This is a genomic window from Streptomyces sp. Tue6028 (assembly GCF_002300165.1).
Taxonomy (GTDB): Bacteria; Actinomycetota; Actinomycetes; order Streptomycetales; family Streptomycetaceae; genus Streptomyces; species Streptomyces siamensis.
Genome location: NZ_MLCE01000002.1, coordinates 350303 through 372311 on the forward strand (window position 1 = coordinate 350303; position 22009 = coordinate 372311).

14 protein-coding genes are annotated in these 22009 nt (G+C 73.7%); 10 read left to right on the plus strand and 4 right to left on the minus strand.

All coding sequences use genetic code 11. The features are described from left to right. The first annotated feature begins 3 nt into the window (after window positions 1-3). From BKI49_RS01750 to BKI49_RS01780, 7 genes are read left to right on the plus strand one after another with little or no spacing between them, the layout of a single operon-like run. Complete coding sequence (locus BKI49_RS01750) at window positions 4-1032, plus strand: ketoacyl-ACP synthase III family protein (RefSeq protein ID WP_095932336.1); 1029 nt, start codon at window positions 4-6, stop codon at window positions 1030-1032. Further along, window positions 1020-6248, plus strand: a complete 5229-nt coding sequence (locus BKI49_RS01755) for a type I polyketide synthase (RefSeq protein WP_257004570.1) — start codon at window positions 1020-1022, stop codon at window positions 6246-6248. The genes BKI49_RS01750 and BKI49_RS01755 overlap by 13 nt, the downstream gene beginning before the upstream one ends. Then, the gene (locus BKI49_RS01760) at window positions 6245-7900 is read left to right on the plus strand and encodes a (2,3-dihydroxybenzoyl)adenylate synthase (RefSeq protein ID WP_095932337.1); all 1656 of its coding nucleotides are present in this window, start codon (window positions 6245-6247) and stop codon (window positions 7898-7900) included. Before BKI49_RS01755 ends, BKI49_RS01760 begins: the two co-directional genes overlap by 4 nt. After that, window positions 7897-9327 (plus strand): NDP-hexose 2,3-dehydratase family protein, encoded by a 1431-nt coding sequence (locus BKI49_RS01765; RefSeq protein ID WP_095932338.1) that lies wholly within the window; start codon window positions 7897-7899, stop codon window positions 9325-9327. The genes BKI49_RS01760 and BKI49_RS01765 overlap by 4 nt, the downstream gene beginning before the upstream one ends. Then, on the plus strand, window positions 9306-10322 hold the full coding sequence (locus BKI49_RS01770) for a Gfo/Idh/MocA family protein (RefSeq protein WP_095932339.1): 1017 nt from the start codon (window positions 9306-9308) through the stop codon (window positions 10320-10322). The genes BKI49_RS01765 and BKI49_RS01770 overlap by 22 nt, the downstream gene beginning before the upstream one ends. Continuing rightward, a complete protein-coding gene (locus BKI49_RS01775) occupies window positions 10319-10840 on the plus strand; it encodes a flavin reductase family protein (protein WP_095932340.1) in 522 nt (173 codons plus the stop codon). Before BKI49_RS01770 ends, BKI49_RS01775 begins: the two co-directional genes overlap by 4 nt. Continuing rightward, complete coding sequence (locus BKI49_RS01780; protein WP_095932341.1) at window positions 10837-11991, plus strand: acyl-CoA dehydrogenase family protein; 1155 nt, start codon at window positions 10837-10839, stop codon at window positions 11989-11991. The genes BKI49_RS01775 and BKI49_RS01780 overlap by 4 nt, the downstream gene beginning before the upstream one ends. Before the next feature lie 109 nt (window positions 11992-12100). On the opposite strand, the gene rfbH is transcribed toward BKI49_RS01780, so the two are convergent. The 3 genes from rfbH to BKI49_RS01795 are packed head-to-tail and all read right to left on the minus strand — an operon-like array spanning window position 12101 to window position 15622. After that, complete coding sequence (gene rfbH / locus BKI49_RS01785) at window positions 12101-13399, minus strand: lipopolysaccharide biosynthesis protein RfbH (protein ID WP_095932342.1); 1299 nt, start codon at window positions 13397-13399, stop codon at window positions 12101-12103. Between the two features lie 4 nt (window positions 13400-13403). Next, a complete protein-coding gene (locus tag BKI49_RS01790; protein ID WP_257004571.1) occupies window positions 13404-14432 on the minus strand; it encodes an NAD-dependent epimerase/dehydratase family protein in 1029 nt (342 codons plus the stop codon). Then, the gene (locus tag BKI49_RS01795) at window positions 14429-15622 is read right to left on the minus strand and encodes a nucleotide disphospho-sugar-binding domain-containing protein (protein WP_095932343.1); all 1194 of its coding nucleotides are present in this window, start codon (window positions 15620-15622) and stop codon (window positions 14429-14431) included. Before BKI49_RS01795 ends, BKI49_RS01790 begins: the two co-directional genes overlap by 4 nt. 233 nt (window positions 15623-15855) lie before the next feature. On the opposite strand from BKI49_RS01795, the gene BKI49_RS01800 reads away from it, so the two are divergent. The 3 genes from BKI49_RS01800 to BKI49_RS01810 are packed head-to-tail and all read left to right on the plus strand — an operon-like array spanning window position 15856 to window position 18755. Next, entirely contained in the window at window positions 15856-16788 is a 933-nt protein-coding gene (locus BKI49_RS01800) for an ATP-binding cassette domain-containing protein (RefSeq protein ID WP_095932344.1), read from the plus strand. Beyond that, window positions 16785-17594, plus strand: a complete 810-nt coding sequence (locus BKI49_RS01805; RefSeq protein WP_095932345.1) for an ABC transporter permease — start codon at window positions 16785-16787, stop codon at window positions 17592-17594. Before BKI49_RS01800 ends, BKI49_RS01805 begins: the two co-directional genes overlap by 4 nt. Window positions 17595-17606: 12 nt before the next feature. After that, complete coding sequence (locus BKI49_RS01810) at window positions 17607-18755, plus strand: nucleotide disphospho-sugar-binding domain-containing protein (protein ID WP_095932346.1); 1149 nt, start codon at window positions 17607-17609, stop codon at window positions 18753-18755. Between the two features lie 42 nt (window positions 18756-18797). Here the strand turns inward: BKI49_RS01810 and BKI49_RS01815 are convergent, their stop codons facing one another. Next, complete coding sequence (locus BKI49_RS01815) at window positions 18798-21995, minus strand: ATP-binding protein (RefSeq protein ID WP_095932347.1); 3198 nt, start codon at window positions 21993-21995, stop codon at window positions 18798-18800. Between the last annotated feature and the right edge of the window lie 14 nt (window positions 21996-22009).

Sequence of the window (22009 nt, forward strand, 5' to 3'; positions counted from 1 at the left end):
TCAGTGCAAGGACAAGACCTGTACGTGAGGTCCCTCGGGGTGCATCTGCCGGAGCCCGTGAGCACCGCGCAGGCGGTGGCCGAGGGCCGCCTGGATGCCGAGGACGTCGCCGACGGCGAGCTGACGGGCGTGCGGGTCGCCGGTGACGTGCCCGCCCCGGAGCTCGCGGTGCGCGCGGCCCGCCAGCTGTTCGAACGGGTCGGAGCCGACCCGTCGGTCGTCGATCTGATCCTGTACGCGAGCGTGTGGCACCAGGGCCCGGACGGCTGGGGCCCGCAGTCGTATGTGCAGCGCCACCTCGGGGGCGAGGCACTCGCGGTCGAGCTGCGGCACGGCTGCACCGGGGTGTTCAGCGGTCTGCAGCTCGCCGCCGGCTTCCTGCGCGGCAATCCGCAGTCGTCGGACGCGCTGCTGCTCGGCGCGGAGAACTTCGGCACCCCGCTGATCGACCGCTGGCGGGCCACCGGCGGCGGCATGCTGGTCGGCGACGGCGCGAGCGCGCTGCTGCTCGGCAAGGAACCCGGCTTCGCCAAGCTGCTGTGGGTCGACTGCGTCGCCGTACCCGAACTGGAGGCGATGCACCGCAGCGGAGAGCCGATGTTCCCGCCGGGTGCCACGATCGGGCGGCGGCTCGATTTCTCCGAACGCAACCAGCACTTCCTCAAGTACGAGGGGGAGCAGATGCGGCCGCTCCTGATGAAGGCCCACCAGGACCTGTACGACCGGTGGACGGCGGCGACCGGCCTCGGTGTCGAGGACGTCACCTTCCTCAGCTACATGAACACCTCGCGCACCACGATCGAGAAGCGGCTGCTTCCCCTGCTGGGGCTGCCCGCGGAGCGCACCACCTGGGAGGTGGGGCGCGACATCGGGCATCTCGGCGTCAGCGACCAGCTCGTCGCGCTCGACCGGCTGCTGTGCGACGGCAGGCTGAAGCCGGGCGACCACTACCTGATGTACGGGCTCGGGCCCGGTATGACGGTGGCGGGAGCGATGTTCGAGATCACCGAGGTGCCGTCGTGGACGCGGTGATGACGGCGCCCGAACCCGTCGCCGTGGTGGGCATGGCGTGCCGGTTCGCCGGAGGGATCGATTCGCCGAAGGAGTTCTGGTCGCTGCTCGTCGAGGGGCGGGACGCGATCGGCGAAGTACCCGAGGGCCGCTGGGAGTGGTACGGAACGCTCGACCGGGAGAACGCGGCGGCCCTGGACGGCGTGACGCGCTACGGTGCGTTCCTCGACGACATCAAGGGATTCGACGCCGACTTCTTCGATGTCACCCCGCGCGAGGCCGCGCTGATGGACCCGCAGCAGCGGATCGTCCTGGAGCTGGCCTGGGAGGCGCTGGAGCACGCGGGCATCCCGCCGCGGGATCTCGCGGGCAGCGACGCCGGTGTGTTCATGGGCGTCGGTTCGGACGACTACGGGCGCCGGATGCTGGAGGACCTGCCTCGTATCGAGGCGTGGACCGGCATCGGCGGCGCCTATTGCGGGGTCGCCAACCGGGTCTCGTACACGCTGGACCTGCGCGGGCCCAGCGTCGCCGTCGACACGGCGTGCTCGTCGTCGCTGGTGTCCGTCCACATGGCGGTGCAGAGCCTGCGGGCCGGCGAGTGCCCGGTGGCGCTGGCGGGCGGTGTGCTCGTGATGGCGTCACCCGGTCTGTCGCTGGTGCTGGACGCGGCGGGCGCGACGGCACCCGACGGGCGCTGCAAGTCCTTCGACGCGAACGGCGACGGCTACGGCCGCGGTGAGGGCGGCGGGGTCGTCGTCCTCAAGCGGCTGTCGGACGCCCGGCGCGACGGGGACCGCGTCCTCGCCCTGATCCGGGGCAGCGCGGTCCACCAGGACGGCAGGACCAGCGGCATCATGGCGCCCAACGGCGAGGCGCAGGCCCATCTCATGCGCCGGACGTACGAGCACGCGGGGCTCGACCCGGTCACCGTCGGCTACGTCGAGGCGCACGGGACGGGTACCCGCGCGGGCGATCCGCTGGAGGCCGGGGCGATGGCCTCGGTCTTCGGCGTGAACCGGCCGCAGGACCGGCCGTGTCTGATCGGGTCCGTCAAACCCAACATCGGGCATCTGGAGGCGGGCGCGGGCATCGCCGGTGTGATCAAGACGGTCCTCGCTCTCCAGCACGCCGAGATCCCGCCCAGTCTGAACTTCACCGAGCCCAACCCCGCCGTCCCGTGGGCGACTTCGGGCCTTCGGGTGGTCACCGAGCCGACGCCCTGGCCCGCGTCCGACGGTCCGCGGCGGGCCGGGGTCTCGGGCTACGGATACGGCGGCACCATCGCGCACGTCGTCCTGGAGCAGGCACCGGACCCCGAGGGTCCGCAGGCCCTGGACGAGGGACCGCGCGCCGTGCGGGACGCGGAGCCCGCCGTGTATCCGCTGTCGGGCGCGAGCGAGGCCGCGGTGCGGGAGTACGCGGGCAGGCTCGCCGACCGGCTCGACGAGACCCCCGCGACGGATCTCGCGGAGGTGGGCCACACACTGGCCACGCGGCGCACGCATCTGCTCCACCGGGCCGCCGTGGTGGCCGCGAACGGCAACCAACTCGTCTCCCGGCTGAGGGAGTTCACGAACTCGGGTGGCGCGCCGGGTGTCGGCACCGGCGCGGTGCTGCCGTCGGCCGGGCGCGGTCTGGTCTGGGTGTTCTCCGGGCACGGCTCGCAGTGGACCGGCATGGGACGTGAACTCCTCGTCGAGGAACCGGTGTTCGCGCGGGTCGTGGAGGAGCTGGAGCCCGTCTTCCTGGAGGAGATGGGCGTCTCCCTCACCGCCGCCCTCCTGGACGACGCCCCGCAGCCCGTCGACGTGGTGCAGCCGCTGATCTTCGCCGTGCAGACGGCGCTGAGCGCACTGTGGCGGGAGCGCGGGCTGCGCCCCGACGCGGTCATCGGCCACTCGGTCGGTGAGATCGCCGCCGCGGTGGCCGCCGGGATGCTCACGCGGGAGCAGGGCGCCCGGCTGGTGTGCCGACGCTCCCTGCTGCTGCGCCGGGTGGCCGGACGGGGAGCCATGGCCATGGTGGGTCTGACGGCCGAGGAGGCCGCACGCCGTCTCGGCGGCCGCCGGGACGTGACCGTGGCGATCACCGCGTCGCCCGGCTCCACCGTCGTCTCCGGGGACGTCCCCGCGGTCGTGGAGATCTCCGAGCGGTGGCGCGCCGAGGGGGTCGCGGTGCGGGCCGTGGATTCGGACGTGGCGTTCCACAGCCCGCACATGGACCCGCTCCTCGACGACCTGACGGCCGCGGCGGCCGACCTGGTGCCGTCACCCGCCACGCTTCCCGTCTACAGCACGGCTCTGGACGACCCCCGCAGCGGCGCCCCGCGCGACGGCGGCTACTGGGCCGCCAACCTCGGCGGCCGGGTGCGGTTCGCGCAGGGTGTCGCGGCGGCCGTCGAGGACGGGTACCGGCTCTTCCTGGAGGTGTCGCCGCATCCGGTGGTCGAGCACTCGGTCGGCGAGACGCTCGACCACCTGGGCGTCGAGGACGCCTTCGTCACCCACTCGCTGCGTCGCCGCCGGCCCGAGCGCGAGACACTGCTGGCCGGTCTCGGACAGCTGTACTGCCACGGCGCCGACGTGGACTGGTCGCGTTCCTGGCCGGCGACCGCCCCCGCCGAGCTGCCGTGCGTCGCCTGGCAGCGCAAGCCGTACTGGCTGGAGGAGCCGCCGCCGCGCTCCGCCGCCGGCGACCGGCACGACGTCAGCACGCACACCCTGCTCGGCGGACGGACCACGTTCGCGGGCACGACCCCGGCGCAGGCGTGGCGGACCCACCTCGACCGCGGCAGCAGGCCCTACCCGGGTGACCATCCGGTCCGCGAGGTGGAGATCATCCCGGCCGCCGTGCTGCTGAACACCTTCCTGAACGCCGCCGCCTCGGGAGGCACCCTGCCGGATCTCACCGATGTGGCGCTGCGCGTGCCCGTGTCGGTGTCCCAGCCGCGTGAGGTCCAGGTCGTCAGCCAGGACGCCACGCTCCGGCTCACCTCGCGCATCGTCGGGGAACCCGGCGACGACAGGGGTCTGGTCACCCACACCACGGCCGGCGTCGAGCCGCACGGCGCTCTCGGCGAGGCGAGCCCGGTCGTCGCACCGGACGTACTGCCCACCGGGCGTGTGGTGGACCGCCTCGCGGAACTCGGCGTCGCCGCCATGGGCTTCGCCTGGGAGATCACCGAACTGCGCGGCGGCGAGGGCGTCCTGGTGGCCCGGGTCGCCGCGGACCCCAAGTCCTCGGAGCCGCCGGCCACCTGGGCCTCGGTCCTGGACGCCGCGCTGTCCACCGCGTCCGTGGTGTTCCCGGGTCCGCCGGTGCTGCGCATGCCCGCGCACATCAAACGGGTCGCGCTCGAAGGGGCGTGCCCGGCCACCGCCCGCATCACCGTGCGGCTGGCCGGCGAGGACGTCGTCGACGTGGAGATCGAGGGCCCGCAGGGCACGCTGGTGGGCCGGCTCGACGGGCTGCGGTACGGACTGCTGGAGGGCGACGTCGGGACCACCACCGGTCCCCGCCGGCTCGTCCACCGCATGCGATGGCGCCCCATGGAACAGCAGGACCCCGGTGCGCATCGGACGGTGGTGCTCGTCGGCGACGACCGCTCCCTGGTGGAGCGGTTGAGCCGCCGGCTGGTCGCCGAGGCGGTGCCGCACCGGATCGCGTCCGACCCGGACGAGCTGCGCGAGGGTGAACTCTCCGACGACCACACCGTGGTGGTCGTGCCGGCTCCGGGACGGCCTCAGGAACCGGTCGGCAGGGCGTCCCTGCGGGCGTCCTGGCTGCTCGCGCGGACGGCGCAGCGGCTGGCCCCGGCCCCGCGTCCGCCCCGGCTGTGGTGCGTCACGCAGGGAGTGCGCGAGAGCGCGACCGAGGCCTCGCTCGCCCACGGTCCCCTGTGGGGGCTGGGCCGGGTCATCGCCGGTGAGCATCCGGACCTGTGGGGCGGCATCGTGGACCTCGGGTCCTCGCCCCGGGACGTCGCGGGGTTCGTGGACCTGCTCGGCACGACGCACGGCGAGGACGTCGTGGCGGTGCGCGAGGGACAGCCCGAGGTGGCTCGGCTCGCCCTGCTGGACGGCGAGCCGGTCCGGCCCGCGACCACCTGCCGCCCGGACGGCACGTATCTGGTCACCGGCGGACTCGGCGCCCTCGGGCTGGAGGTCGCGCACTGGCTGGCCGAGCGGGGCGCACGCCGTCTCGTGCTGACCGGACGGCGGTCGCTGCCGCCACGGGACGAGTGGGACGACGTCACCGATCCGCTGGTCCGGAGCCGGGTGGAAGCGGTCAGGTCCCTGGAGCGGCTGGGCAGCACCGTGGTCACGGTCGCGCTGGACCTCGCGGACGCGGACGCCGCGGAGAAGCTCCTGTCGCCGACCGCGCTGGGGCTGCCGCCCGTCCGAGGCGTCGTGCACGCCGCCGGCGTCCTGGACGACCGGCCGCTGCGCGCGCTCGACGAGGACTCGCTGCGGGCGGTGCTGCGGCCGAAGGCCGAGGGTGCCTGGGTGCTGCACCAGCTGTTCCCGCCCGGCAGTCTCGACTTCCTGGTGCTGTTCTCGTCCTGCGGTCAACTGCTGGGCCTGCCGGGGCAGTCCAGCTACGCGGCGGGCAACGCGTTCCTGGACGCGCTGGCGGCGCACCGCGGGGCCGCCGGGGACACCGGCACCGTCAGCTTCGGCTGGACGTCGTGGCGGGGGCTCGGCATGTCGACCTCGTCCGAGGTCATCGACGCCGAGCTGGCCGCGCACGGCACCGCCGACATCAGTGCCCTGGAGGCCTTCGCCTCCTGGGAGCTGGCGGACCGCTACGGCCTCGGCTACGCGGCCGTGTTGCGCACGCTGCCGCCGGAACCCGGTCAACGGCGGCTCCCGCTGCTGGGCGAGGTGCCCACGGACGCGCCGCACGACCAGGAGGACGACGAGGCCGAGGCCCCGTGGGCCGGCCTGGCGGGCGAGGAGCTGCGCACCTTCCTCACCTCCGAGGTGAGCCGACAGGTCGCGGCCGAGACCCGGCTGTCGGCGTCCGAGGTGGATCCGCACCGGGCCCTGGCCGAGATGGGCCTCGACTCGGTGATGACCGTGCGGATCCGGCGCGGTCTCGAAAGGCAGTTCAGGATGCCGCTGCCCGCGACGCTCTTCTGGGACCGCCCCACCGTCCACGCGGTCGCCGATCTGCTCGCGCAGCGCGTCGACACCCCCGATCCCGACCCGGCCGACGAGAGGAGCGCACGGTGAAACGCGAAGGGTTCGTGCCCTGGCCCGCAGACGCGGCGCGTCGTTACGTCGAGGCGGACTGCTGGCGCGGCCGCCCGCTGGGCGCACTGATGTGGGACTGGGCGGACGCCTGGGCCGACCGGACCGCGCTGGTCGACGGCGACGTCCGGCTCGGCTACGCGGAGCTGGCCGCCTCGGCGGACGCCCTGGCCGAGCGGCTCGCGGGCCAAGGGCTGGCCGACGGCGACACGGTTCTCGTGCAGTTGCCGAACTGCTGGGAGTTCGTCGTCGTGACGCTGGCCTGTTTCCGGCTCGGTGTGGCGCCGGTGATGATGCTGCCGCCGCACCGCGAGTACGAACTGGCCTCGATCGGGGCCCATGTGCGCGCCAAGGCGCTCGTCGTGCCCGGCACCTGGCGGGGCTACGACCATCAGGCCCTCGCCCACCGGGTCGCCGAACGGCTGCCCGACGAGCCCTTGGTGCTGGTCGTCGGCGACGACGTACGGCCCGGCGGCGTCGACGTGCGCGCCCTGCTGAGGCCGGACGGCGACACGGCCGCGCGGCGCGGGAGGCTGGACAAGGCCGCCCCCGACGCCATGGAGGTGGCCCTGTTCCTGCTGTCCGGCGGCACCACCGGCCTGCCGAAGGTGATCAGCCGGACGCACAACGACTACGAGTACAACATCCGGCAGTCCGCCGCCGCGTGTGCCGTCACCGCGGAGACCGTCTACCTGACGGTCCTGCCCGCCGGCCACAACTACCCGCTCGCCAGCCCGGGCATCCTCGGCACCCTCTCGGCCGGCGGCCGCGTCGTGCTGCTGTCCTCGCCGCGGCCCGACGCGGTGTTCGCCGCCGTCGAACGGGAGGGCGTCACGACCACCTCGGCGGTGCCCGCGGTGGCCCTGAAGTGGACGGAGGCCGCGCCCGGTTGCGGACGCGACCTGTCGAGTCTGCGCCATGTGCACGTGGGCGGTTCGGTGCTCTCACCCGAGCTCGCCGCCCGGATCGGGCCCGCCCTGGGCTGCCGGGTCCAGCAGGTGTACGGGATGGCCGAGGGCCTCATCTGCTACACGGCTCCCGACGCGACGGACGAGGTCGCCCACGGCACGCAGGGCGCCCCCGTCAGCGCGTACGACGAACTGCTGGTCGTCGGCCCGGACGGCCGTCCGGTGCGGCCCGGCGAGACGGGCGAACTCCTCACCCGCGGCCCCTACACGCCCCGTGGCTACTACGGCGTGCCCGACCAGAACGCCCTGTCGTTCACGCCCGACGGCTGGTACCGCACGGGTGACCTGGTGCGGATCACCGCGCAGGGCCATGTGGTGGTGTGCGGCCGGGTCAAGGACCTGATCAACCGCGGGGGCGAGAAGATCGCGGCCGGGGAGATAGAGACCCTGGTGCAGGAGATGCCCGAGGTCGCCGAGGTGGCCGCGGTCCCGGCGCCGGACCCCGAAGTCGGCGAGCGGGTCTGCCTGTTCGTCCGTCTCCACGAGGGTCGCGCGCTCACCCTGGAGGACGTGTCGGCGGCGCTGAGCGGGCGAGGGCTGGCCGCGTTCAAGATTCCCGAGCGCCTGGAGATCCTGCCCGACCTCCCGCACACACCCGTCGGCAAGCCCGACAAGAAGGCGCTGCGGGGTCTGCTGGACGGGACGAGGGTCGAGGTGACCCCATGACCACCGAGCGCACACTCACAGCCGGCGGACCCGGTCCGCAGGCGCGGTTCACCGAGTCGGGAGCCGCGGCCGAGGACCGGGCGTCGGTCAAGGCCACGCTCGCCTGGCTGACCGCACGCAGGGAGGCCCACACCTTCGAGGTCACCCGGGTCCCCTTCGCCGAGCTGGCGGAGTGGTCCTTCCGGCCTGACACCGGCGATCTCGGCCACCGCAGCGGCCGGTTCTTCACGGTCGAGGGCCATCGCGTGCACACCGACCACGGGAAGGTGCCCCGCTGGGACCAGCCGATCATCAACCAGCCCGAGATCGGCATGCTCGGCTTCCTGGTCAAGGAGATCGACGGCGTCCTGCACTGCCTGATGCAGGCCAAGATGGAGCCCGGCAACGTCAACGTCGTACAGCTGTCACCGACCGTGCAGGCGACCCGGAGCAACCAGAAGCGGGTGCACCAGGGTTCGGGCGTCAGGTACCTGGAGTACTTCACCGATCCCGGGCGGGCACGGGTGCTCGTCGACGTCCTCCAGTCCGAACAGGGCTCGTGGTTCCTCGGCAAGCGCAACCGCAACATCGTGGTGGAGACGACCGAGGACGTCCCGCCGCACGACGACTACCGCTGGATGACGATCGGCGAGATCCAGGAACTCCTGCGCCTGGACAACATGGTGAACATGGACGCCAGGACCGTCCTGTCCTGTGTGCCGTTCGCCCGGCCCACGGGAGCGCCGCCGCCCGGTCCGCACGGCGAGTTCCGCGCGGGCCTGCGCCGCTCCATGGCGCCGGAGGAGGGGGCGCTGCACAGCACGCCGTCGGTGCTGAGCTGGTTCGCCGACACCACGGCCCGCCACGAACTGCGCACGGAACGCATCCCGTTGAACCGCGTCGAGGGCTGGAACCGCACCGCGGACGCGATCAGCCATGCGGAGGGACGGCACTTCTCCATCATCGGCGCCCGGGTGACGGCCGGCAGCCGCGAGGTGCTCAACTGGACGCAGCCGCTACTGGCCCCGCACGGCCTGGGCCTGTCCGCACTGCTGGTGCGCACCATCGGCGACGTGACCCATCTGCTGTTCCACGCCCGTCCCGAGGCGGGATTCCCGCACGGCGTCGAACTGGGCCCCACCGTGCAGTGCACCCCGGACACCTACCGGGGGCTGCCCGACGACCACCGGCCGCCGTTCCTCGACTACGTGACCGGCGTCCCCCGCGACCGGGTGCGCTTCGACGCGGTGCAGTCCGAGGAGGGCGGCCGATTCCACCACGCCGAGTGCCGTTACACGGTGATCGAGGTCGAGGACGGCTTCCCCGTCGAAGAACCGGAGGGATACCGATGGTTGACGGTCCATCAGGTGACCGGGCTGCTGCGGCACAGTCACTATCTCAACGTCCAGGCGCGCAGCCTCGTCGCATGTCTGCACAGTCTGTGGTGACCGGGCGGACGGCACCCCTGCCGGTCGGTGTCCTCGGATGCGGCGGCATCGCCATGCGCCGCATGCTGCCCGCGATGGCGCGGACCCCGGAGGTCCGCGTCACCGCGATCGCGAGCCGGGACCGGGACCGCGCCGCGTCGGCGGCGAACCGCTTCGACGCGGACCCCGTGCACGGATACGAACGACTCCTGGAACGCGACGACATCACCGCGGTGTACCTACCGCTGCCGCCCGCGCTGCACGCCCCCTGGGCCGCGCGGGCGCTGAAGGCGGGCAAGCACGTCCTGGTCGAGAAGCCGATGGTCACCTGCGCCGGGGAGGCGCGCGACCTGGCCCGGCTCGCCGAAGAGGGACGGCTCGTGCTGATGGAGAGCTTCATGTTCCTCCACCACTCCCAGCACGCCACCGTCACGGAGCTGCTCGAACGCGGCGAGATCGGCGAACTGCGCCAGGTGAGCGCCGAGTTCGGCTTCCCGCCGCTGCCCGCCCAGGACATCCGGCACCGCCCCGAGCTCGGCGGCGGCGCCCTGCTCGACGCCGGCGTCTACACGCTGCGCGTCACCCAGCACCTGCTCGGCGGGACGGTGTCGGTGGTCGGCGCGGCCCTGACGGCCGACGCGTCCACGGGCGTGGACGTCGGCGGCGACGCACTGCTGCGCGGCGGCGACGGCGTCACCTCCCATGTGTCGTTCGGCTTCCGCCACGCCTACCGGTCGGCGTACACCCTGTGGGGCAGTGCCGGCCGGATCGTCCTCGACCGCGCCTTCACCCCTCCCCCGGAGCACCGTCCCGTCCTGCGCGTCGAACGGCAGGACCGGGTGGAGGAGCTGACGCTCGCGGCCGACGACCAGTTCGCCAACATCGCGGCCCGTTTCGCGGATCTGGTGCGAGGCCGCGCGGATCCGGCGGTGGAGCGCGCGGCGGCCGTGCGGCAGGCCGAGCTGGTGGACGCCGTGCGCGCGGCGGCCGGCCCGGGTCCGGGAAGTCCGCCATGACCACCGCGTCCACCGGCGTCGACCGGACCCTCCTGCGCGACTCGCTGTCCCGGTGGCCCAGCGGGGTCGCCGTGGTGACCACGGTGGACGAGTCCCGGGCGCCGCGCGGCTTCACCGCGACGGCCTTCTCGTCACTGTCGATGGACCCGCCGATGGTGCTGGTCTGTCTGGACCGGGGAGCCGACTGCCGCCCGGCGTTCGAGACGGCCGGCGTGATGGCCGTGCATCTGCTGCGCGAGGACCAGGCACACCTGGCGCAGCGCTTCGCCACCAAGGACATCGACAAGTACGAAGGGCTGCCGGTCTCCGCGGGCCTGGGCGGAGTGCCGCTGCTGGGCGGCGTGGTGGCCCGCATCGAATGCGTGCTCGACCGCCGGATCGATGCCGGGGACCACGTGATCCTCGTCGGTCTGGTGCACCGCTGTGAGTCGTTCACGGGTGCTCCGCTGGTGTATTTCGCGCGGTCGTTCCACGGCCTGCAGCCCCCGACCCACCACAGAGAGGCGGACCCCTCATGACGAACGCGACGCCCACCGCTCCCCCGGCGGACACCGGTCTGTCGGCGGCCGCGGGCAAGGTGGCCGAGCTGGCCGCGGAGCACGCGGCGGCCGCGGACTCCGACGACCGGCTGTCCGCCACCGTCGCCGAGGCCCTGGTGAGCGCCGGATTCGCGCGCCATCTGGTGGGCCCGCGATGGGGCGGTTCGGCAGCCGCCCCGGGCGCGGTGCGTGACCTCGCGCGGGCGCTGTCCGTGGTGGGCGCCGGATGCATGTCGGCGGCCTGGTGCGCCGGGGTGCTCGCCGCCGTGGGCCGCATGTGCTCGCACCTGCCCGAGGAGGGGCAGGCGGAACTGTGGGGCGACGGGCCGGACGTACCGCTCGCCGGATCGCTGGCACCGTCGGGCACGGTCGACACGGTGCCGGGCGGCTGGCGACTGAGCGGCACCTGGGACTTCGCCAGCGGGGTGGACCACGCGCAGTGGACGATGGTGGGCGGTCTGGTCCGCGGTCCCGAAGGTCCGCCCGCGCTGCGGCACTTCGTGCTGCCGCGCCGTGACTACCGGGTGCTGGACACCTGGCGCAATGTGGGGCTGCGCGGCACGGGCAGCAACAGTGTGGTCCTCGACGACGTCTTCGTGCCGGCGCACCGCAGCTTCGAGCACCGTACGGTTCTCGCCGGCGACCCGGCCCCCTCCGCTCCGCGCCTGCACCGCGTACCGCTCAAGCTGATCAACGGCCTGTTCTTCGTGGCCCCCGGCATCGGTGCGGTCGAGGGCGCTCTCGGGGCATGGACCCGATGGACCGCGAGCCGCGTCGAGATCAACGGCGTCCGGACCGGGTCCCGGCCCGGCGTGCGCCTGACGCTGGCCCGGGCCGCGGCCGCCCTCGACGCGGCACGGCTGATCGTCGACCACGCGGCGGCCGAGGCCGACGAGGCGGAGCCGACCCCGGCCCTGACGCTGCGGGTCACGCGTGACTACTCGACCGCGGTGGACCTGCTGCTCGACTCCGTGAACGGGCTGATGCGGATGAGCGGCGCCCGGGGCCAGGCCCTGTCCCACCCGGTTCAGCGGGTGTGGCGGGACGTGCACTGCATGGCCGGGCACGCCGCGCTCCAGCCGGACGTGAACGCCGACGGCTGGGCGAAGCACGCGCTCGGCGAGGAATGACACGGTCCCGGCCGCGACACGGGCGGGCGGACGAGGAGACACGGAGAGGCACGAGGAGAGGGGGCGGCCGTGGGCCGCCCCCTCTCCTCGTTGTGTCAGGCCCGCCCGGTCAGGACGCCGCCGCCACGAACTCGCGTATCGAGGCGACCATGTAGTCCACCATCTCCGGGGTGATGCCGGGGTAGACGCCGATCCAGAACGTCGCCTCGGTGGTGACGTCGCTGTTGGTCAGCTCCCCCACCACCCGGAAGTGCCGTCCCTCGTAAGCGGGATGCCGGGTGAGGTTGCCCGCGAACAGCCTCCGGGTGCGGATCTTGCGGTCCTCCAGGAAGGACACCAGGGCGGTGCGGGTGAAGGGGGCGTCGGGCAGGACGGTGAGGACGAAGCCGAACCAGCTGGGATCGCTGCCGGGCGTCGCCTCGGGCAGCAGCAGCCCGGGGACGTCCTGGAGCCCGTCGCGCAGGCGCTGCCAGTTGCGCCGCCGTGCCGCGCCGAACTCCTCCAGGCGGCGCAGCTGGCTCAGGCCGAGGGCCGCCTGGACGTCCGTCGTCTTGAGGTTGTAGCCGACGTGCGAGAACACGTACTTGTGGTCGTATCCCTGCGGGAGCGTGCCGAAGCTGTAGTCGAAGCGGCGCAGGCAGCGGTTGTCCTCGCCCGGTTCGCACCAGCAGTCGCGTCCCCAGTCCCGCATCGACTCGACGATCCGCGCGAGCGCCAGATTCCCGGTCAGTACGCAGCCGCCCTCCCCCATCGTGAGGTGGTGGGCGGGATAGAAGCTGACGGTGGACAGGTCGCCGAAGGTGCCGGTGAGCCGGCCCTGGTAGAGCGAGCCGACGGCGTCGCAGTTGTCCTCGACGAGGAACAGGCCGTGCCGGGAGGCGAGTTCGGCGATCTCGGCCGCCGGGAAGGGGTTGCCGAGCGCGTGCGCGACCATGATGGCGCGGGTCCGCGGCCCGATGGCCTCCTCGACGCGCTCCAGCGTCGTGTTGTACGTGCCGAGTTCGATGTCGACGAAGACCGGTACGAGGCCGTTCTGCAGCACCGGGTTGACGGTCGTGGGGAAGCCCGTCGCGACCGTGATCACCTCGTCGCCGGGGACCAGCCGGGCATCCTCCAGCTGCGGCGAGGTGAGGGCGCTGAGCGCGAGGAGGTTGGCCGAGGAACCGGAGTTGGTGAGATGTGCCTTGCGCGCCTTCATCGCGCGGGCGAACCGGCTCTCGAAGGTCCGGGCCCGCGCTCCGGCGGCGATCGTCATGTCCAGGGCCGCTTCGACGAAGGCGACCCGGTCCTCCTCGTCCAGCACCGCGCCCGAGGTGAGGATCGCCGTCTGTCCGGGGACGAAGCTGTCCTCGGTCTGCTCCTGGTGGAATTTCCGGGTCAGTTCCAGCAGTGCGCTGCGTATGTCCATCGGCTCAGTCAGGCCCTTCCTCGGCGTTGGTGATGACCTCGCTCCACATCGCCCGCACCGTCGAGGCCAGGCTGTGCCGCGGGTGCCACCCGAGCAGTCGCGCGGCGAGCCCGCCGTCCACGGCGAGCCAGTCGATCCCGGCGCTGCGCCCGGTGGCGTTGCCCTCCTCGACGACCGTCGCGGGCACTCCGCTCACGGCGACGAGCAGGTCCACCAGCCGGCGCACTCCGACGGCCGTGCCGCTGCCGATGTTGACCGTCCGTCCGACGACGGGAAGGGTCGCGGCGGCGGCCACGGCGGCGGCGAGGTCGCGGCAGTCCACGTAGTCGCGTTCGGCGGTCAGGGGCGCGAGCGTCACCACCGCCGGCTCGCCCCGCACCGCCGCGTCGCGCAGCCGGGCGGCCACCCGGCCCAGCAGGCTGGAGCGCGGCAGCCCGGGTCCCGCACAGCTCGTCGCGCGGAGCACGACCCCGTCGAGCAGGCCCGCCCGGGTGGCGTCGAGGACGATCTCACTGCCCCTCAGTTTGCTTCTGCCGTATGCGGTCGACGGGTCCGTCGGCGCCTCCTCCGTCAGGGGCCGTCCCCGCGCGGGCATCTCGTACTCGAAGACCGAGCCGAGCTGCACCAGGCGGACCCGGTGGGGCACCTTGGCGACGGCGTCGCGCAGCCGCTCCACGAGCGTCACGTTGGCTTCGTCCAGGGCCCGCCCGTCGTAGTCCCAGACCGCGCCGGCGGCGTTCACGACGACGGTCGCGCCGTGTTCGACGAGGAGATCGGCGAGGGCGGCCGGAGGTCCGCCGACGAGGTCGATCCGCGCGGACGCCACACCGGGCGCGGGGCGCCGGGCGACCGACAGGACGCGGGCTCCGTGCGCGGTGAGCGCGGCGCAGACGTGCCGCCCCAAAAAGCCGCTGCCGCCGACCACGACGGCGTTCGGCCCCGGTCCGGACGCGGCACCGCCCAACTGCGGCCCGGTCAGAACGCCGTTCGGCTCCGGCGCGGTCACGACGCCGTTCACGTCCGGCGCGGTCACGACGCCGCGAGTCCGGCCGCCAGGGCGCTCGGGGACGGCAGCGCCGCCGTCTCCGAGGCCACCCGGCCGGCGGCCTCCCGGCAGGGACCGGGGTCCGCCAGCATCTCGGTGACCGTCTTCAGCAGCAGTTCGGTGCTGTCGAGCCGGTCCAGCATGACGCCCGCTCCGGAGCGGGCGATGCCGTGGCCGATCTCCGTACAGATCGGGGAGGGCGGCACGACGAGCTGCGGTACGCCCATGACGACCGCGGTGAGTGCGGTGCCCGCCCCGCCGTGGTGGACCACCAGGTCGCAGGTCGGCAGCAGCGTGCGGAACGGGACGTCCCGGGCGACGCGCACATGCCCGGGCAGGGCGTCCGTCGCGACGGGTCCGCCCGGCGCCAGCACGATCTCGGCGTCGACGGAGTCCAGCGACTCCAGCGTCAGGGCGAGTACGTCGGGGCCGCCGGGGTCCCGATAGCGTGCGCCCGCGACTCCGGCGGTCACGCACACCCGGCGGGGGCGCTCGGGCCGCGCGAGCCAGTCCGGCTGGGGACCCGAACCGTTGTACGGCACGCAGCGCATGGGCAGCCGCCGCACGGGCGCTCCGTCCGGGGGCCGCAGCGACGGAGGGCACGGGTCGACCCAGCCGGCCGGCGCCGTGACGTCGGCGCCGAACCGCTCGAACAGGCCGAGGTAGGCGGGCAGCGGCTCGCTGTCCGTGTCGCCGGTCGGCGGGTGCAGGGTGCTGCCGATCTCCCAGCCGTGGCCGACCGCGGGGACCCCGAGCACGGCGGCCAGCACCGGCCCGGCCATGGCCAGCACGTCGTGGACGACCAGGTCCGGCCGCCACCAGCGGCCGAAGTCGACCAGATCGTCCAGCATCAGCCCGGCGACCGCGCACTGCTTCTCGTACAGAGCGCGGATCACCCGGCGCCGGCCGCTGTCCAGGAGGTCGAGGTGGGCGGACCAGCCGTGTGGCCACCGGGCCGGGCGGCCCCAGGCGGCCAGTTCGGGCGGCTTGGGCAGTCCGGCGATCGCGTCCTGGTCGCCGACGGCGACCGCGCACAGCCCGGCTCGGGTCACGGCGTCCCGACAGCCGGGCGGGCCGGCGACCCGGACGTCGTGCCCGGCGGCCTGGAAGGCCCACGCCAGCGGAACCATCGGGAACAAGTGCCCCGGTGCCGCCCAGGTCGTGAACAGCACGCGCATACGCCCTCACCTCGCCCGGAGCATGCGGCGCCCGGTCGGCGCCTGAAGTCCCGGCCAGCTTCGTCGGCCGGGCTCAAGCGGGGCTGGAACTCCGATCCAGGACCGGCCCCCACACTCGCCCCGGATGCGTATCAGCGCCGTGTCAGCGACATGGAAGTACCTGTTCCTAGCATCCAAAGCGACCCCGTCCGAGCCGGGACGTCCGGTTCGGGAGGAGAGAGAAGGGGAATCCTGTGACATCCGCGATCCAGGCCCGTGGTCTGGCCAAACGCTTCGGTGAGACGGCCGCGCTCACCTCCGTCGACCTCGATGTCGAGGCGGGGACCGTGCTCGGGCTGCTGGGCCCCAACGGCGCGGGCAAGACCACGGTCGTCCGTATCCTCGCCACCCTTCTACGGCCCGATGCCGGACAGGCCTTCATCCACGGCCACGACGTGACCAAGTCCCCGGACCGGGTCCGCGAGATCATCGGCCTCACCGGCCAGTTCGCGGCGGTCGACGACAGCCTCACCGGCGTCGAGAACCTGCTGTTCCTCGGCCGGCTGCTGGGCAAGTCCCGTGCCGACGCGCGCGGTACGGCGCTGAGCCTGCTCGAACGGTTCGGGCTGTCCGACGCGGCGGACCGCACCGCCAAGACGTACTCCGGCGGTATGCGCAGGCGGCTGGACCTGGCGGCCTGCCTGGTGGGCGAGCCGCGGGTGATCTTCCTGGACGAGCCGACCACGGGGCTGGACCCCAATGCCCGCGACCAGTTGTGGGACATCATCCGCGGCGAGGTCCGGCGCGGGGTGACGGTGCTGCTGACGACCCAGTACCTGGAGGAGGCCGACCAGCTCGCCGACGACATCGTGGTCGTCGACCAGGGCTCGGTCGTGGCTCGAGGAACCCCTGAGACGCTCAAGCGGGAGGTCGGCAGGCCCACTCTCCAGGTGCGTCCCGCGGACGGTGCGCAGGTGGACCGGGTGGCCGCGCTGGTGTCCGAGGTGATCGGCGAGCACACGAGCGACGGCCGGGTGGTCAAGGCGCGGGTGCGGGACACGGCGGCGATGTCGGCGATCGTGCGGCGGCTCGACGACGCCGGGATCGAGGTCGCCGAACTCTCGGTGCGGGAACCGAGCCTCGACGAGGTCTTCAAGCAGCTGACAGTGACGGGAGCGGCGGTATGACGGCCATCACCACGACCGAGGAGGCGCCGCAGGTGCGGCGTCGCGGGCCCGGATCCGCCGTGCGGCAGAGCGCGACGGTGGCCTGGCGACAGCTCGTGCAGATCAAGCACAGCCCGGAGACGCTGGTGGAGGTCGGCATCCAGCCGGTCATCTTCGTCTTCCTCTTCGCCTTCGTGCTCGCCGGTCAGATGGCCGGCTCGCGTGAGGCCTATCTGCAGTTCGTCGTCCCGGGGCTGATCGTGCAGAGCACCGTCCTGGTCACCGCGCGCACGGCCATCGGGATGAACACCGATGTCACCAAGGGTCTCTTCGACCGCTTCCGCAGCCTGCCGATCTCGCGTACGGCACCGCTCATCGGCAGGATCCTGGCGGACTACGTGATGCTGGTCTGGTCCGTGGTGCTGCTGCTCGCCTTCGGCATGCTGCTGGGTTTCCGGATCGAGACCAACTGGGGTCAGCTGATCCCGATGTTCCTGCTGCTCCTGGCGTTCTCGTTCGCGCTGTCCTGGGCCTCGGTGCTGGCCGGGCTGCTCTCCAAGGACCCGGAGAGCGTGCAGGCCCTGGCCTTCGGGCTCATGCTGCCGCTGACGTTCATCAGTGACGCCTTCGTGCGGGTGGAGACCATGCCGGGCTGGCTCCAGGCGGTCGTCAAGCTCAACCCGGTGACCATGCTGGCCGATTCGATCCGCGGTCTCCTGGTCGGCGGTCCGGTGGGGCAGCCCGTGACGAAGACGCTGATCGCCGCGGCGGTCCTCCTCGTGGTCTTCGCCCCGCTGGCCCTGCGCGCCTACCACCGTGAACGGTAAGGAGGTTCAGGGATGAGGGTGCTGGTCGTCGCCCTGGTACCGAGTCATCTGATGTCGATGGTCCCGGTCGCCTGGGCCCTGCGGTCGGCCGGGCACGAGGTCCTGGTCGCCGGCGGCGCTCCCGTGGTGGAGCGCGCCGCGGCGGCCGGTCTGTCGGGCGCCGTGGTGAGCGAGCCACCGGGCCGGCCGGTACGGCGGTCGGCGGCGCCCTCAGGGCTGCCCGGCGCCGGTCCGGACTGGGCGCTGCTCCAGGAGAGGTGGCGACAGCGCGTCGACGGCGTGCTCGACGAGCATCTGGACGTCGCCCGCCGGTGGCGGCCGGATCTGGTGCTGGTGGATCCGATCGAGTTCAGCGGTCTGATCGTGGCGGCCGCCCTGCGGGTGCCGGCCGTGCTGCACCGCTGGGGGCCGGACCGGATCAGCTCCCAGTCCGTTCCGCGGGCCGTCGAGGCGCTCGGCGAGGTGGCCGCCCGGCGCGGTGTGGACTCGGGTCCGGCGCTGCCCTCGCTGGTGCTGGACCCGTGCCCGCCGAGTCTGCAGTGCCCGGAGGCCTCGGCGGCCCAGCCGGTGCGCTTCGTGCCCTTCAACGGGGCGGGTTCACCGCCTCGTTGGGCGCCGCGGCCGGACGCGGGCAGGCGCCTGTGCGTCAGCTTCGGCGGCGAGACCCCGATGCTGACGCGGCCGGAGATCTGGGACGCGCTGATCCGTGAGCTCGCCGCCGTGCGGGACATGGAGTCGGTCGTCACCGCGGTCCCGCACGACGCGGCCGGTCTGCCCGCCTCTGTGCACGCGCCGGGCGCGGTTCCGCTGGACCTGTTCCTCGGTGACTGCGACGCGCTGCTGCATCACGGCGGCGCGGGGACGGCCCTGACCGGTCTGGCCTTCGGGGTGCCGCAGCTGGTCCTCGCCCAGTCGAACCCTTCGTGGGCGGCGGTCGGCGAGCGCGTCGCGGCGCGCGGGGCAGGCGTGGTCCTCGACCTCGACGCGGCTATGAGTGCGGACTCTTCGGCGGGGCTGCGGGCGACGGTGGAGTCGGTGCTCTCCGCTCCCGGTTACCGCTCCGCCGCCGAGTCGCTGGCCGACGAGATCAGGCGGCTCCCGGCGCCGAGCGACGTGGTGCCGTTGCTCGCGGAGCTGGCGGCGGCTCCTGTGGGCCGCTGACCCGCGCGGCCGGCTGTCCCCGTGGACGGCCGGCCGCGCAGGTCACCCGGCCTGCGGTGGCGCCAGCCGGCCGGCGAGGCCCGCGACCAGGCCCTCGATCTCGTCGGGGCGTACGGGGCGCGCGGCCCCGTACCGGTCGTCCCCGAGGGCCAGCCGGGTCGCCCGCGCCACCCGGTGGACGTCCGGGTCGGCATCGAGCGGCTGGCCGCGGACGTCCGCGGCGGTGTGCAGGAGGACCGCCGCGTGCTTGGGTTCGGCCTGGGCGAGGGCGATGTCCGCGGCCAGCACCAGGACCTGGGCCAGCAGTTGTGCCTCGTCGACCTGCCGGGCGAGGTCCAGCGCCGCCGTGCAGGCCTCCAGCGCCGCGGGGAGGCGGCTCTCGGCGACGGCGAGGTGGCCCTGGCTGGTGAGGACTGCAGGGCGATAGCCGACGCCGGGGCCGTGTGCCATGACCTCGGCGAGGGCCCGGTCGAGCAGCCTGCGTGCCTCGGCCGTCCGGCCCTGCGTACGGCGCAGGTCGCCGAGCGCGTGGTGGGCGACGCCCAGGGTCTCGCCGAGGCCCAACCGGGACGCCTCGGCCGCCGCGTCCAGCAGTCCGGCCTCCGCCGCTTCGGGGCGGCCCGACCTGGCCTGCTCGACCGCCAGGCGCACCATGAGCATGGGCCGGTCCTCGGCGTGGCCCAGTTCGGTCACGGCGCGCAGCGCCTCCTCCAGCGCGCCGATCGCGCCCACGTGGTCGCCCCGGGCGCTCTCGGACTCGGCGAGCGCGGAGAGCGTGTAGGTCAGGCCGAGGCGCTCGCCGAGGGTCCGGAACCCGTCGAGGGCGGCGAGGAGTTCGTCCCGTGCCGCGTGCGGCTGTCCGGCGTTGGCGAGCATGCGGGCCCCCAGCATCCGGGCGAGGGAGGCGATCCAGGGGTCGCGGTGGCCGCCGAGCGCACGCAGTTGTTCGCTCACGAGCTCAGGGGAGCCGGAGGCGAGTGAGCCGAGGATGCCTGCGGCCACGAGCACCGGGTGGTCGGCTTCCGGGAGCTCCTGGATCAGCGCCAGCGCCTCGAAGAGGTAGGCGACGCCTGCTTCCTCGCCGAGCAGTGCCCCGTGCTGAAGTCCCCCGACGGCGCAGACGATCGCCCGGTCCCGGGGCCGGCTGTCGCACGGCAGGTCGAGTGCGCGGCGTGTCCATTCCATGGCCTCCGCGCGGCGCCCGCCGAGCAGCCAGAACCACTCCAGCGAGGCGACGAGGCGCAGCGCGAGCCCGTCGGGAGCATGGTCGAGCGACCAGCGCAGGGCGGCGTGGAAGTCGTCCACCAGAGCGCTCAACCGGGCGAGTTCGGCGGCCTGGCCGTGGCGGCGGAGCCCCGGTTCGGCGGTCTCGGCGATCGCGAGGAGGGTCCGGGCGTGGCGCGTGCGCAGCGGTGCCTCGTCCCCTGCCGCGGCGAGTTGCTCGGCGGCGTAGAGCCGTACGGTCTCGGGCATGCGGTAGCCGACCCGCCGGCCGGTCTCCTCCGTCTGCACGACGGACTTGGCGACGAGGGAGGCGAGCAGCATGTCGAGGTCGGCGGGGTCGAGTCCGTCGCCCGCGCACACCCGCTCGACGAGCGGGAGGTCGACGCGGCCCGCGAACACGGCGAGGCGCCGGGCGAGGGTGCGCTCGGCGTCGTCCAGCAGGTCCCAGGTCCAGTCCATCACGGCCCGCAGGGTGCGGCGCCGCCCGTCGGCCGGCCGGCCCTCGGCGCCCAGCAGCCGGAACCGGTCGTCGAGCCGGTCGCGTATCTGCTCGGCGGACAGCGACTGCAGCCGGGCGGCGGCGAGTTCGAGGGCCAACGGCAGCCCGTCGAGGGCGCGGCAGATCGCGACCACCGTGTCCACCGTGCGCCCGTCGAGGGTGAACGCGGGGCGGACGGCGAGGGCGCGGTCGGCGAAGAGGCGCACCGCGGGCGAGCCCGGCGCGTCCGTGGGCCCCTTGGGCAGGGCGAGACCGGTGAGCCGGTGCAGCCGTTCGCCGCTGACCCCCAACGGCTGTCTGCCGGCGGCGAGGACGCACAGGTCGGGGCAGTGGGCGAGCAGGGTCGCGGCGGTCTCCGCGACGGCTTCCACGAGGTGTTCGCAGTTGTCGAGGACGAGCAGGGCCGGTTCGCCCGCCAGCAGGCTCATGAGGCGGCGCAGCACGGGCCCGTGCTCGGGTGTCTCGAATCCCGGCGCGGACAGCAGTCCGCCCTCGCCCGCGCCGAGGGTGTCGAGGACGGTACGCGGCACGTTGGCCGGGTCGGCGACCGAGGCGAGTTCGACGAGAACGACGCGCTGGGTGCCGCGCTCGTCGACGCGTCGGGCCGCTTCGAGGGCCACCCGGGTCTTGCCCACGCCGCCGGGGCCGACGACGGTCACCAGCCGGGCGTGGTCGAGCAGTTCCCGCACCCGCTCCACGTCGGCCTCCCTGCCGACGAGTTCGGTGAGCGGGACCGGCAGCCGTGTCTCGCGCGGCGCGAGTCGGGGCGGTGCCGCGGTGACTTCGCCGCGCAGGACGTCGAGGTACGCCTGATGGAGTTCCGCCGAGGGGTCGATCCCGTACGTCTCGGCGAGCAGGGTTCTCGCCTCCGTGTACACGCCCAGCGCCTCGGTCTGTCGGCCGTCGGTCTGCAGGGCGTGCATGAGCTGGACGCGCAGCTTCTCGCGGAACGGGTCCTCGGAGACCAGGCCCGCCAGTTCGGCGACGAGCGCGGGCCCGCCGCCCAGGGCGAGTTCGGCGTCGATCCGGTCCTCGCGGGCGCGGCGGCGGAGCTCTTCGAGCCGTGTCGCGTGGGCGCGCACCACCCGGGTGGAGGTGAGTCCCGCCAGGGCGGGGCCGTGCCACAGGTCGAGGGCGTCCCGCAGCACGGCGGCGCGCCGCGCGTGGTCGCCCCGCACCGCGGCGACGGCCGACACCTGCGACTCGAAGCGGAGCGCGTCGACGTCGTCCCGCCGTACGACGAGCCGGTAGCCGGTGGGGCTGGAGTCGACGACGAGCCCGGGCAGGGCGCGCCGCATCCGGGAGGTCAGGGCCTGGAGCGCGTTGTCCGGAGCGGACGGCAGGGCGTCGTCCCAGAGCGCTTCGAGGAGGTCGGAGCGCGCCACTTCCCTGCCCGCCGCCAGCGCGAGGACCGCGACCAGTGTCTGCAGCCGCGCCCCGCGCACGTCGGCCGTCCCGCCGTCCGCCGTGCGTACGCGCAGCGGTCCGAGGATGCGGATGGCAGCACCGGTGGGCATGCCCTCATTGTGCC

Bases quoted from the DNA above. Each gene is read 5' to 3' on its own strand.
- BKI49_RS01765 (WP_095932338.1), top strand. From the start codon at position 7,897: ATGACCACCGAGCGCACACTCACAGCCGGCGGACCCGGTCCGCAGGCG.
- BKI49_RS01770 (WP_095932339.1), top strand. From the start codon at position 9,306: ATGTCTGCACAGTCTGTGGTGACCGGGCGGACGGCACCCCTGCCGGTC.
- BKI49_RS01775 (WP_095932340.1), top strand. From the start codon at position 10,319: ATGACCACCGCGTCCACCGGCGTCGACCGGACCCTCCTGCGCGACTCG.
- BKI49_RS01780 (WP_095932341.1), top strand. From the start codon at position 10,837: ATGACGAACGCGACGCCCACCGCTCCCCCGGCGGACACCGGTCTGTCG.
- rfbH (WP_095932342.1), bottom strand. From the start codon at position 13,399: ATGGACATACGCAGCGCACTGCTGGAACTGACCCGGAAATTCCACCAG.
- BKI49_RS01795 (WP_095932343.1), bottom strand. From the start codon at position 15,622: ATGCGCGTGCTGTTCACGACCTGGGCGGCACCGGGGCACTTGTTCCCG.
- BKI49_RS01805 (WP_095932345.1), top strand. From the start codon at position 16,785: ATGACGGCCATCACCACGACCGAGGAGGCGCCGCAGGTGCGGCGTCGC.
- BKI49_RS01810 (WP_095932346.1), top strand. From the start codon at position 17,607: ATGAGGGTGCTGGTCGTCGCCCTGGTACCGAGTCATCTGATGTCGATG.
- BKI49_RS01815 (WP_095932347.1), bottom strand. From the start codon at position 21,995: ATGCCCACCGGTGCTGCCATCCGCATCCTCGGACCGCTGCGCGTACGC.